Annotated in this window: 13 protein-coding genes and 1 pseudogene; 6 read left to right on the forward strand and 8 right to left on the reverse strand. The window is 61.4% G+C overall.

The window, feature by feature from the left end; genetic code table 11:
* Window positions 1-171: 171 nt before the first annotated feature.
* The gene (locus O7A60_RS20570; RefSeq protein ID WP_337107778.1) at window positions 172-1,197 is read left to right on the forward strand and encodes a hypothetical protein; all 1,026 of its coding nucleotides are present in this window, start codon (window positions 172-174) and stop codon (window positions 1,195-1,197) included.
* On the opposite strand, the gene O7A60_RS20575 is transcribed toward O7A60_RS20570, so the two are convergent.
* The 3 genes from O7A60_RS20575 to O7A60_RS20585 form a co-directional block, all read right to left on the reverse strand.
* Window positions 1,175-1,522 carry a DUF1491 family protein gene (locus tag O7A60_RS20575; protein WP_337107779.1) on the reverse strand — a complete coding sequence of 116 codons (348 nt, stop codon included), beginning with the start codon at window positions 1,520-1,522 and terminating at the stop codon, window positions 1,175-1,177. The two genes, O7A60_RS20570 and O7A60_RS20575, sit on opposite strands and share 23 nt — an antisense overlap.
* A 70-nt stretch (window positions 1,523-1,592) precedes the next feature.
* Entirely contained in the window at window positions 1,593-2,375 is a 783-nt protein-coding gene (locus O7A60_RS20580; RefSeq protein WP_337107780.1) for a peptidoglycan-binding domain-containing protein, read from the reverse strand.
* Entirely contained in the window at window positions 2,350-4,101 is a 1,752-nt protein-coding gene (locus O7A60_RS20585) for a PAS domain-containing sensor histidine kinase (protein WP_337107781.1), read from the reverse strand. The genes O7A60_RS20580 and O7A60_RS20585 overlap by 26 nt, the downstream gene beginning before the upstream one ends.
* 533 nt (window positions 4,102-4,634) lie before the next feature.
* On the opposite strand from O7A60_RS20585, the gene O7A60_RS20590 reads away from it, so the two are divergent.
* Complete coding sequence (locus O7A60_RS20590) at window positions 4,635-4,985, forward strand: DUF5330 domain-containing protein (RefSeq protein ID WP_337107782.1); 351 nt, start codon at window positions 4,635-4,637, stop codon at window positions 4,983-4,985.
* Between the two features lie 99 nt (window positions 4,986-5,084).
* Window positions 5,085-5,513, forward strand: a complete 429-nt coding sequence (locus O7A60_RS20595) for a SufE family protein (RefSeq protein ID WP_027143962.1) — start codon at window positions 5,085-5,087, stop codon at window positions 5,511-5,513.
* Window positions 5,514-5,682: 169 nt separating this feature from the next.
* Here the strand turns inward: O7A60_RS20595 and O7A60_RS20600 are convergent, their stop codons facing one another.
* On the reverse strand, window positions 5,683-6,108 hold the full coding sequence (locus O7A60_RS20600) for a Ros/MucR family transcriptional regulator (protein ID WP_027143963.1): 426 nt from the start codon (window positions 6,106-6,108) through the stop codon (window positions 5,683-5,685).
* A 410-nt stretch (window positions 6,109-6,518) separates the two neighbouring features.
* Window positions 6,519-6,887, reverse strand: coding sequence for an SH3 domain-containing protein (locus tag O7A60_RS20605; protein ID WP_337107783.1), 369 nt, complete (start codon window positions 6,885-6,887; stop codon window positions 6,519-6,521).
* 114 nt (window positions 6,888-7,001) lie between these two features.
* Here O7A60_RS20605 and O7A60_RS20610 point away from each other — a divergent pair, with 114 nt between their 5' ends.
* The 3 genes from O7A60_RS20610 (at window position 7,002) to O7A60_RS20620 (ending at window position 10,298) form a co-directional block, all read left to right on the forward strand.
* Window positions 7,002-9,101 (forward strand): S9 family peptidase, encoded by a 2,100-nt coding sequence (locus O7A60_RS20610; protein ID WP_337107784.1) that lies wholly within the window; start codon window positions 7,002-7,004, stop codon window positions 9,099-9,101.
* A gap of 19 nt (window positions 9,102-9,120) precedes the next feature.
* Window positions 9,121-9,747: a LysE family translocator gene (locus O7A60_RS20615; RefSeq protein ID WP_337107785.1), complete on the forward strand. Its 627-nt coding sequence runs from the start codon at window positions 9,121-9,123 to the stop codon at window positions 9,745-9,747.
* Between the two features lie 149 nt (window positions 9,748-9,896).
* A complete protein-coding gene (locus tag O7A60_RS20620; RefSeq protein WP_140506104.1) occupies window positions 9,897-10,298 on the forward strand; it encodes an SET domain-containing protein in 402 nt (133 codons plus the stop codon).
* Between the two features lie 40 nt (window positions 10,299-10,338).
* Here O7A60_RS20620 and O7A60_RS31985 read toward each other — a convergent pair.
* The 3 genes and pseudogenes from O7A60_RS31985 to O7A60_RS20635 form a co-directional block, all read right to left on the reverse strand.
* A pseudogene (locus tag O7A60_RS31985) lies at window positions 10,339-10,826 on the reverse strand (glutathione S-transferase family protein).
* Window positions 10,827-10,978: 152 nt separating this feature from the next.
* Window positions 10,979-11,929, reverse strand: coding sequence for a c-type cytochrome (locus O7A60_RS20630; RefSeq protein WP_337107786.1), 951 nt, complete (start codon window positions 11,927-11,929; stop codon window positions 10,979-10,981).
* Window positions 11,930-11,938: 9 nt separating this feature from the next.
* Window positions 11,939-12,376: a c-type cytochrome gene (locus tag O7A60_RS20635; protein WP_027143970.1), complete on the reverse strand. Its 438-nt coding sequence runs from the start codon at window positions 12,374-12,376 to the stop codon at window positions 11,939-11,941.
* Between the last annotated feature and the right edge of the window lie 46 nt (window positions 12,377-12,422).

Here is a 12,422-nt window from a genome sequence, read left to right on the forward strand (position 1 = left end):
AACGCCTCCAAATATCATTAAGGCCGGCAGAGGGTTAACGGAGCGCTAACGGATCGCCGCTAACTTGATCTTTGTTCCCAGGTCAGAGAGTTCTGACCGAGGCAAACGCGAAACCGACATAGTTCCGGTGGCGCGATGTCGAGTGTGTATCTGTTGTCAGGCGTATCCTTCGTGTCATCTTCGGACTTCAGGCAAATCGCGATAAGGACGGAATCGGGAAAAGCCGAAAGGCTGTTCCGCGCCGCCGTGTCGGCGTTCTGCTCGCTGACCCGACCGTCACGCCGCGAGATCGGCCAGCTCGAAGACCTGACGCTGCCGCTGTTCGACAGCGTATCCGTCGAATCGCGGCGCTACGTGGCAGCCGCCCTTTCCGAATGCGAATATGCACCCGCGGCCCTGGTGCGGCGCCTTTGCGAGGAACCGGTCGACATTGCCGCTCCGCTGCTCATCCGCTCACGCGCGGTCAGCGATATCGACCTGATCGCGCTGATTGGCCGGCACGGGCTGCCGCATGCGCGCGCCATCGCGCGGCGCAAGGACCTGAACCCGACCATCGCCGATCTGATCAGAGCGCTGGAAAGACCGACCCTGGTGCGGATGCGGGATCCGGAAGCAGCCCCGGCGCAAAGCCCTGCCGTGACGACGCAAGCGACGGCGGACAGCGCGGAAACTCAGCAGACGCCCGGCGTTGCCGCCGAGAACGCGCGGCGCAGGCTGCGCTCCATGATGCACACCGGCGACGAAGCCTTGGCGGCGAAGGTCGATGCGTTCCCAGGTGCGGATACCTATGTCAAACTGCGCGAGACGGCATTGACGGGAAACGCCGCTTTCTTCCAGACCGCTCTTGCCGATGCCCTCGACATTGATTTCTCGATCGCGCAATCGCTGACCGCCAACCAGAATTATGCGCCGCTGCTTGCGGCGCTGCGTTCGCTCGATTTCAGCGAGGACCGGGCATTCCTGATCACGGTTGCCGTCTATCCCGGCCTGTTCCCGCATCCGCAGGCCATCCGCACCTATCTCGACCATTACCGCCTGCTGCACCGCGATACGGCCCTGGACAAAGTGCGGGGATGGAAAGCCAAAACCCCGTCCAGGGCGGCTCGCGATGCTTCGCCGACAAACGGCGACAGCCGCAAGGCCTCCAACAGCGACGAAGCCGACGCCCCCGGCCTCAGGGCGTCTTCACGGAAATAAGCTCCTCGACGGGAACATTCCCGGCCTCGATCTCGACCACCCAAATGTCGGGATCGAATTTTTTCTCGCGCTCAAGTCTCGCGTCCAGCACGGACGCATCATCGCCGGCGGCGAGAAGGCTGAAAAAACGGTCTTCGGGCTTGGCCGAATCGTAGCTTGTCTGCGGCGCCGGCCCGTAGAGAGCCATTTCACCCATCCTGCCCCGCGCCAGGATGAACACAGCCCCGGCCTCTGTCGCGCCGCGATTGACCACGGCGGCAAATCCGCCAGCGCCGAAAACCCGGCGCAACAGGGCCGAAACCCACAGGTCAGCGGTTACACGCATCGAAGACTCCCGACAACATGCGGGCTCTCTATCGAAATTTCCGATGCAGGGCGAGCCGTCGTTTCGGCTGTCAGTTGGTCAGGCCGATCTCGCGCATCTTGACGTAGACGATCTCGTCGGGTTCGCCGGTCTGCGGCAACCCGAACAGCGTCTGGAACTCCTTGATCGCCGCCTTCGTGCGTGCACCGACGACGCCATCCAGTTGCATGTCGTCATTGCCGAAGGCCTTGAGCCCGGCCTGGATCTTAACGATGCGGGGATCAGGCCCCTGCAAAGCGGCATTCGTCTGTGCCTCATTCGTCTGCAAGGACACGGGAACAGCGGTCGGCGCCATGTCGGGACGAGGCTGCGGCTTGGGCACGGCGGCCATATTCGGCGTTGCACCTAGCTGATCCAGCAGCAGCGCATCGATTTCGCCCGAGGCGTTCAGCCCAACCTTCTGCTGATAGGCCTGTATGGCCTTGCGCGTGTTGGGGCCGGAAATGCCGTCGACGGTGCCGGAATAGAAATCGAGGTCCTTCAATATGCCTTGCACCTGCTCGACCACCGGGTCGCCCTTGATCGGGGCGGGCGCGGCATTGGGCCGCACGATGTTAATTGTCGTCTCCGGCTCGTCGGCTGCGGCGTGCGGAAAGCCCTGGAAATGACGCGTGGCGAAAAACGCCCCGGCGTGCGGGAAAGGCTGATACCACAGCGCGTTGGCCGAGACGTAGAACAGCGTCACCAGGAATGCGGTCGATCCTCCCACCAGGACGGGATTGCGCGAAATCATGCCGCCAACGGCGATGGCGCCGTCCTGCAAGGCGTTGCTGCGGCGTTTGACCGCCTTAGCCTGTTTTGCGGAGCGAGCCATTTCCGTCCCCTTTCGCCCTCGTCACCGGCATCGTCAGCACTCCGGTCGAGTTGGCGGGGCGTCCCTTCGGCCCGCAGACCGGCAGGCTGATGGTCACCGTGGTGCCCTCGCCCGGCATGCTTTCGATCGACATCGTGCCTTCATGCAAGGCCACCAGCCCCTTCACCAGGGAAAGGCCAAGACCCGTTCCCTCGAAACGGCGGGTATAGTCGTTCTGGATCTGCATGAAGGGTTTGCCGAGATTGGCGAAATCCTCCTCGGCAATGCCGATGCCGGTGTCCCTGACCCAGAAATGCAGACGTGAGCCGATCCGCTTGGCGCCGACGACGACATCGCCGCCGTCGGGCGTGAACTTGATCGCGTTGGAAACGAGGTTGATGAGCATCTGCTGTACGGCGCGGCGATCGGCATTGATATCGCCTGCGTCTGGGGCGATCTGCGTCTGCAGGTCGATGTTCTTGGCCTGGGCCTGCAGCCGCATCATCGACTGGCACATGTCCACGGCTTCCATGAACCGGAACGGCTCCGGCTCGGTGGCGTAGACACCCGATTCGATCCTCGAGACGTCGAGTATGGATGTCACGACTGCCAGCAGATGCTGGCCCGAATCCCGCACGAGGCCGACATATTCCTTCTGGCGCGGATCCTTGAAGGCGCCGAACATCTCGTGCAGCAGCATGTCGGAGAAGCCGATGATGGCATTTAAGGGTGTGCGCAGTTCATGGCTCACCACTGCGAGGAAGCGGCCCTTGGCCACTTCGGCGGCGGCCGCCGTCTCATTGGCTTGCGCCAGTTCTTCGCGCAACCGCGCGGTCTCGTCGTTCTTGCGCAGGACAAGCGTGAAAACGTCGCTTTGTTCCTCGCCGCGCACCAGTTCGAGCGCGAATGGCTGGTAGTTGTCGGCCACCAAACCATTTCCGTTGTGGGCGCCGTTGCCACTCTGGGGCAACCTGATGCGCAATTCGAGGCGGCGCGATAGTGCGCCGTCACGCATGTCGGCCAGGGCGCTGAGATAGGAGACACGGTCCGACAGGTGGACGCGGTCGAAGAGGCCCGTTCCGGACAACAATTCAGGTGGCAATTTCAGAAGCGTACGCGCCTTGGCGGACGCCTCCACGACTTCGCCGTGGCGGGTGACCCGAAAGACCACCGCGTCGATGATGTCTTCCAATCCGTCACCCGCATCGAGCGTAGCGGCCGCGCCGGCGGTGCCGCGAAAAGCCGATATGCGCGGGAGGAGGGTCAGCGCCCACGCCAATGGCACCAGCCAGTGCCAGGCGGCGATGTGCGCGTCCGCGAATGGAAGGAAGGTGGCCGACAGGGACTGAAGGGCGATGGCGATGACGGCCGAGGCGCCCCCCCACACAGCAGCACGCCGCGAGGCGCCGATCCACCAGGCTTCGAATGGCAGCGCCAAGGCAAGCATGGCGACAGGTGAACTCAATCCGCCGGCGGCACCGATGAGACCGCCAAGGGCAATCGCCGCCATCGCCAGGGCGATCGGCCCGGCGGCGGCCATCTTGCCGGTCGCTGCTACCAGCAGAGCGACGAACCAGCACAGACCGAAGGCCGCGAAAATGGCGGCCATGGTCACGGCAGCCCCCATGCCCGACGTAACCAGCGTGACCGCGGCACCCGCTGCAAAGAACGGCGCGGCCAGCATCACGCCGATGAAACGGCGCTGGCGCTCGCGGTCGCTGTGCCCGAGAACGCTGGGATGAACCATGCGTTCACAACCGGCCGCCATTGCGCCAGGCAATTCAGCGTATCTGGCCTCGATCGGCATCAACTCAACGCACTCGCACTCGTCGTGAACAGCTCTGCTTTTGCAGATTGTCTTGGGTGGCTTTGAAACTCGCATCCAGCGTTTAAGGAATGGATAAGGCAGGGCCGACCAAGGCCGGCCCTGCGGCAAATATCGGGACGACAGCCGCCGAAAGCCCGGGCAAATGCCGCCATAGTAAACGGAGGGTTATTCGCGAACGCCCGTCATCAGCGGCCCAAAGGCAGGAACGGAATCGCCTCCATTTGCGAAAAATCCGGCAGAAACAACCGGATAGATGGTTATCGGATGGTAACGAGAATCGTCCCGATATGAAACAAATCGATAACAAAACGCTTCGTTTCGAATTTGCCTAAAATTTGAGGAAAATTCTCGGCGATCGTGCAAGCCGTCCTTTGTGCCTGTGTGCCAACATCCTGCCCATAAAAGAGGTCGTGCCGTATGATGCATGATCCGGTCACGACGAGAGGCAAGGCATGTTCTTCCTGATAAGAATGGCTTTCTGGTTTTCACTGGTGCTGCTGGCGCTGCCGCTGGGTGTCGGGTCTGATGAAACGGGCCAGCAAAGCGTCGGGCCGGTCCAGGCCCTGTTCGCGGCGCGAGACGCCGTCGGCGACATCGCCGGGATCTGCGAACGCAAGCCCGATGTCTGCGAAACCGGCAAATCGGCGATGCACACCATCACCGCACGCGCCAAGGAGACCGCCAAGATCGCGGCCGCCATGCTGGACGACAAGTCCGCCGGCCCCGACATCTCGACAGTGACGGGCAGCGTGCCGGAAGAAATCGTCCTGCCCCAAACGGTCAACCTGCCGATAAAGAATTAAGCCGTCTCGACGGCGCACCGCGGCCCGTCTGCCCTCTCGACGCCCGCGGTGTCCTTGTTTTTCCGTGACGCGGCGCCGTCGCGTGACTATATCCGGGTCATGACGACCACGATCCAGACAATCCGCGACGACTTCTCGTTCCTCGAGGAATGGGAGGACCGCTATCGTTACGTCATCGAGCTTGGCGAAGCGCTGCCTCCCTTCCCCGATGCGGAACGCAACGCCGCCAACAAGGTGCCAGGTTGCGTCAGCCAGGTCTGGCTGACCACGGAACGGGGTCCGGGCGCCGATCCCGTCATCAGCTTCACGGGCGATTCGGACGCTCATATCGTGCGCGGACTGGTCGCGATCATGCTGGCGCTGTTTTCCGGAAAGACGGCCAGCGAAATCCAGAAAACCGACGCTGAAGCGACGCTGAAGGCACTCGGCCTCGACGAACACCTGTCACCTCAGCGCGCCAACGGCCTTCGCTCGATGGTCAAGCGCATCAAACGCGATGCCGAGATGGCGCTCGCGCAGACCGCCTGACAGGCTTCTGCCTCGATCTTCCTTGTTTTGACGCAACTCCCTAGGGAAAGCGCTACGCGCTTTTCCCGGGAAAACCGGTTCACACTTTTCCTGGAATTGCACTCGCCCGCAAAATCAAACGGCGCCCGAAGGCGCCGTTTGATTTCAGTTCCAATCCGGCAAGCCGCGACTACCGCGCTTTGCGCTTGCGGCCAAGGCCCATCTTCTTGGCAAGCTGCGAGCGGGCCGCCGCGTAGTTCGGGGCAACCATCGGATAGCTTGGGTCCAGGTTCCACTTTTCGCGATACTGATCGGGCGTCAGATCGTAGTGGGTCATCAGGTGACGCTTGAGCGACTTGAACTTCTTGCCGTCTTCAAGACAGACAATGTAGTCGTCATGAACCGAGCGTTTCGGGTTGACAGCCGGCTTCTGCTTGTCGGCAGGCGGCTGTTCGACGGTTCCGCCCACACGCCCGAGAGCGGCGTGGACATCGGATATCAGGTTCGGCAGTTCGCCGACCGGCACGGGATTGTTGCTGACATAGGCTGCCACCACATCGGCGGTGAGCTCAATCAGCGCATCATTGTTTCTGGAAGGTGTTTCGACAATATCCATGGTCTTCAGGCCCCAACAAGAGTTACGTCGATCTGTGCCCCTTTTTACAAACAGGGCATTGCACGAATTTTGCGCAGATAGAGCTGCGCCGATTCGTGTCACGGGGACATCAATGCGACCACACGTCAAGTAAGTCAATTCGCTCTCTGCATTATATTTACGAATGTTGGTCAACTATTGCGCGATCAGCTTCAATCTTTCGTGCACCATGTAATTTTTCGATATTTCCGTCGCCAAACGGACAAAGGCTGACGTTGGGTCAGCTAATCGTTACATTCGCGATAACTCACAAAACAAGTTTCAATGCTCCGGTTTGCTTGGCGACCACACCGACAAGCTTGGTTGTTCACACCTGTCCACGAAACCATAGGTTGCCAAACCATCCCGCCATCAATCAGGCCATTCCCCGGTCAAAACGGCGCGATGTATCCGCCATAGGCCCAGCCGGTGACGAAGACGCCGTTCTTGGCGGGGTCATGCCAGATTTCGCACCAGCGATAGCGAACCGTCCGCTGCTGTTTCCATGCCGGTTGATTGGCGATATCGAGCAGGTTTATGCCGCCGGTGCATCTCCCGGTCATCTGCAGGACGGCCCCGTTCGGGTAGGCGGCCTGTTTCTGGGATGTTCCCGACGGATATTTGCGCACATTGAGCGTGTCGCCGAACGGCACATTGGCCACTTGCCAAGCCGCGAATACGGTCGCATGAGACTGGCCGGCAAAGACCAGAGTTAGCGAAGCAACGGCGAAGGCCGCAGCAATACGAGACCGAATAGTCATCTTCCCTCCTCCCGGCCACCTCATGGGCCCACACCACCTCTACGCAACTGCTCTTGAACCCGCCCTGATCGGTGTGTTCATTCGTCATTCAAGATATTTCCAGAGCGAGACGCAATGACCAGGACTTCTCGATTTCCAATCGTCAGCGCCCCTTCCCCCGAGAAGAGGCCAGTCTCGGACACGCATCACGGCATCACGCGAACCGACGAATATGCCTGGCTGCGGGCGGATAACTGGCAGGAGATGTTCAGGGATCCCTCCTTGCTCGATCCTGGGATCCGCGCCGAACTCGAAGCCGAAAATGCCTACCAGTCGAAGCTGATGGCCGACACGTCAGATTTGCAAAAGCAGCTCTTCAAGGAAATGAAGGGCCGCATCAAGGAAGACGATTCATCCGTTCCCATGAAGGACGGGCCTTACGCCTATGGCTCTTCCTTCAAGCTCGGCGGCGAGCAGCCGCGCTATTTCCGCATGCCGCGCGACGGCGGGCCCGAGCAGATCCTGCTCGACGGTGACGCCGAGGCCGAGGGCAAGGCCTATTTCCGGCTTGGCGGCGTCGATCATTCGGCCGATCATCGCAAGCTCCTGTGGGCCTTCGACGACAAGGGTTCCGAATTCTACACGCTGCGTGTGCGCGACCTTGCCGATGGCAAGGAACTGGCGGACCAGATTCCCGCCACCGGCGGTTCGGGCGTCTGGGACGCGGGCAATGACGGGTTCTTCTACACGCGTCTCGATCCAAACCACCGGCCGTCCAAGGTTCTGTTCCACGCGCTTGGACAGAACCCCGAAAGAGACCGCCTGATCTACGAGGAAACCGACCCCGGCTTCTTCATGGACGTCGACGGAACCCGCAACAATCAATGGATCATGATCGGCATCAACGATCACGAGACTTCGGAATACCGCCTGTTGAGCGCCAGCGATCCGTTTGCCGAACCCAAGCTGGTTTCGGCGCGCGAGACCGGCCTTCAATATGAACTTGAGGAAGGCGGCGACATATTCTTCATCCTGACCAATGCGGATGGTGCCAAGGACTTCAAGATCATGACGGCGCCGGCAAGCGATCCGGTCCGCGCCAACTGGCAGGAACTGGTGCCGCATGAACCGGGCCGGCTGATCCTGTCGGTGATCGGCTTCAAAGACCACATGGTCCGGCTCGAGCGCAAGGAAGGCCTGCCGCGTATCGTCGTGCGTGACCGTGCCAGCGGCGAAGAGCATCTGATTTTCTTCGATGAGGAAGCCTTCTCGCTCGGCCTTTCAGGGGCCCTGGAATACGACACCGAGATGATGCGCTTTTCCTACTCGTCGATGACGACGCCGTCGCAGATGTTCGACTACAACATGCGCACCCGTGAGCGCGTGCTGCTCAAGACCCAGGAAGTGCCGTCCGGCCATGACCCGCATCAATACGTCACGAGGCGGCTGATGGCGCCCGCGGCCGATGGTGAACTGGTGCCGATCTCGCTTCTGCATCACCGCGACACGCCGCTGGACGGCTCCGCGCCTTGCCTGCTCTACGGCTATGGTTCCTACGGCATTGCCGTTCCGGCCGCCTTCAATACCAACTGGTTCTCGCTGGTCGACCGCGGCCTCGTCTTTGCCATTGCCCATGTCCGCGGCGGCAAGGACAAGGGCTATGGCTGGTACGATGACGGCAAGCGGGCGCACAAGATGAACACCTTCACCGATTTCATCGCGTGCGCCCGCCATCTCGTGGCCGAGCGCTATACCGCGCATGACCACATCGTCGCGCAGGGCGGCTCGGCCGGCGGCATGCTGATGGGCGCCATCGCCAACATGGCGCCGGATTGCTTCGGCGGCATCGTGGCCGAGGTTCCGTTCGTCGATGTGCTTACCACCATGCTCGACGCGACGCTGCCACTGACCCCGCCGGAATGGCCGGAATGGGGCAATCCGATTGCGTCGGCCGACGATTACCGGACGATCGCCACCTATTCGCCCTACGACAATGTCGCAGCACTCGACTACCCTCCGATCCTGGCGCTCGCCGGTCTTACCGATCCGCGCGTCACCTATTGGGAGCCGGCCAAGTGGGTGGCGCGGCTGCGTGACCGCAAGAGGGGCGCCAATCCGGTGCTGTTCAAAATCAACATGGATTCCGGCCATGCCGGTGCCTCCGGCCGGTTTTCGCGCCTGGAGGAGATCGCCTATACTTATGCCTTCACGTTGAAGGTAACGGACAAGGCATAGCTTACGGAGGAACGCCGCGATGATCGATCTGTCCACATTGATAGCCTATATCGCGGTTGTGTTCGGTTTTGTCTTCATTCCGGGTCCGGCCACACTGTTGACGATCGCGCGCGCAACGAGTTCGGGAACCAGGGTCGGGATCGCCACCGGCGCCGGGATCGCGGCCGGCGATGTGTTTCATACCATGATGGCGATGGTCGGCATCTCGGCGATCATCGCCACATCGGCGACGCTGTTCAGCATCGTAAAGTATATCGGCGCGGCCTACCTCGTTTACCTCGGCATTCGCGCCATCATCGAGAAAGCGCCGACCGATCCGACCGCCGGCGCGCTCGCGATCTCTGCCGGAAAGGCGTTTCGACAGGCCGTCCTGACCGAGGTGCTCAACCCCAAGACCGCGCTTTTCTTCCTCGCTTTCCTGCCTCAGTTCGTGCGGCCCGAAAACGGATCGGCGATGGTTCAGTTAGCCGTATTGGGGATCATCTTCGTCATGCTGGGGCTTTTCAGCACGGTCGTGTTTGCCGTGAGCGCAGGGCGGCTCGGCGGTTTCCTGCGCCAAAATCCCACAGTGCTGAAATGGCAGGGCAAGGTTGTCGGCGGCATCTATTGCGCCCTGGGTGTCCGCCTGGCTTTGCAACAGCGCTGAAGCCAGCCGACTAACGTCTGTCGGCAGGCATGATGATCATGATTTTTTGAATTCCGTCCGGCTGATTTCCGCTCGCAATTGCGACGGTCGCGCGCTACCCAAGCACGATTTTCCCGGGCACGAAGCCCACATTCGCACAAGGGTCCATTATGCTGCTCGTCGACGTCTATCTCGACAAATCGCCGATCCAGGGCATCGGTGTGTTTGCCAAGAACCACATTGCCAAGGGCACGCTGGTCTGGAAGCTCGACCCCCGGTTCGACCGGATCATCGACGTCGAGACCTATGAGGGCGAGACCGGGCCGGTAAAGAACTATCTCGACCGCTATTCCTACCCCGACCGGCGCGATCCGGCCTATATCGTCTTCGAAGCCGACGACGCCCGTTACATGAACCATGACGACGAGCCGAATTGCGATGTCTCGTCGCCCGAGGAAACCTACGCCTTGCGCGACATCGCGCCGGGCGAGGAAATGACCTGCAACTACAATCATTTCTTCGAAACGGGCTTCGATTTCCTTGGCGATCGCCACCTGCAGTCCGAAGATTAGGCAGTAGACTCGTAAGAGCCACAGCCGGATGAAGCGAGCACTACAATCCCGGTGATCTCGCCGACCAAGCCTTGGTGGCCTGACAGCTTTCCATTGCTCGGGCGTAGGCAGGGCGTGCCGTCGTGCGAGCGAGATAGTCCCGCTCGATAGACTCGGGGACATAGTTGCCAGTTCGCATGCCGAGCAGGGGGCGTAGCTCACCGAGATATCGGCAGCAGTGGACCGCTCGCCGGCGAGATAGGGGCAATCCGCGAGGCGGCGGATAACCAAAGCGGGATCGTGCGGGGCGACGGCAAGCGAGCCTGAGCCGTGGCGGGCGAGCAGGTACTCAAGAATCGCGATCGATTCGACCATGATCGTCTCGCCGTCCTGCAGTGCGGGAATGAAGCCGGCGGGGTTGATCGCGAGAAAGCCGCGATCATTCTCGACTGCGAGCAGATCGACCGGGCGCAGCCGATAAGCCAATCCTAATTCCTCGAGCAGCCAAACAACACGGAAGCCACGACCTTCGCCATAGACGGTGAGCATAGTTAAGCGTCCCTGGATTGGGCTGGATGTACTATCTCGCAGAGGTAAGCCAGTCGCGCAACGGACTATCAATGGCCCATAATGCACTCAGGGCTTGGCGCATATTCGTCATCCTACAGATGCGGGCCCTTCCCACTTTATGGATTCCCGACCTATTTCGTACTTTTCTTGCGAGCCGGATAGCCGTTGGGGTGCGGCGGTATCGCCTTGAGATAGGCGGCAATCGCCGCGCGGTCGTCCGCCGTCAGCTCGGCCATGTTGCGCTGCACATCGACCATGGCGCCGCCGACGGAATCGAAATCCGGCGTGAACCCGGTTTCCAGGTAGTTTGCGATGTCGGATGCGGACCAGCTGCCGATACCCCCCTCGCCCGAAGTAAGGTTTGGCACGACGCCCGAACCCTCGGCGGCGACGGCGCCGGCCAGCCATTGGCCCTTCCTGGTGCCGCCAGCCAAGTCGCGCGGCGTATGGCATTCGCCGCAATGACCCGGCCCTTCGACCAGGTAGCGGCCTGCCATCACGAGTTCCGGCGTGCCATCATGCAGGGGAATGACAGGCTGATCGCTGAGATAGAGGCGCTTCCACAGGCCAATGCCTCGCCGGATGTTGAACGGGAATGCCAGCGAATTGCCCGGCGCCTTGCCGGCGACGGCGGGAAGCGTCTTCAGGAAAGCATAGAGGTCGGCGACATCAGACGGCTTCATGCGCGCGTAGGAGGCGTAGGGAAAGGCCGGATAGAAATGCTCACCCGTGGGCGAAACACCCTTCAGCATGGCATTGGCGAGATCCCCGACCGACCATGCGCCGATGCCATCATTGGGATCTTGCGAAATATTGGGAGGCACGAAGGTGCCGAACGGCGTCTTGAGTTCAAGCCCGCCCACGAGTTGAAGCCGCGCATCGCCCCGCGACCCAGGCTTCGCATGGCATGAGGTGCAGCCGCCGGCATAGAAAATGCGCTTGCCCCGGACAACATCGCCTGGGCCGAGTTGCGCCAGATCCGCCCCATCAAGCCTGACGGGTGCCGACAGCAGCCACCCGGCGGCCGCGCCGGCGACGCCCAGAACGAGGGCCGCGCCGACGAGCTTCTTCAGCCATGCCATATCAGGCGATCAGCCCTTCTTGACCCTGTAGCCCTGGTGGCAGGTGCCACAGTCCGAGCCGATGGTGCCGATCTGCGTCTTCAGCGCGTCGACGTCGGCCGGAGCAGCCGCGACCGCGGCCTTGACGTCGGCAAGATACTTATCCTCGGCCGTTTTGAAGCCGGCCATGTCTTCCCAGATCTTTGGCGCCGCCGTGGTGTCGCCGGTATCGCTGCCCTTCGGGAACAAGGCCTCTACGTCGAATTTCTCGGCATTTGCCTGCAATGCCTGCAACTGCGTCAGCACCGCGGCGGCATCAAAAGGTTCCTCGCCCTTGACCACTTTCGACAGGCCGCCGACGATCTTTCCGCGTTCCTTCATCAGTGCCTGCCGGCCGAGGACGGGATCGGCAAAGGCCGCCGACGCGGCGAGTGCGAGCATAGAGATGGCGATGACAAGCTTTCTCATTCATTTGGCTCCGTGATGAAGGCATTTCAGGACAGGACGTTAACGG

Origin of the sequence: Mesorhizobium salmacidum (SeqCode) (assembly GCF_037179605.1) — a bacterium.
Classification (GTDB): Bacteria; Pseudomonadota; Alphaproteobacteria; order Rhizobiales; family Rhizobiaceae; genus Mesorhizobium; species Mesorhizobium salmacidum.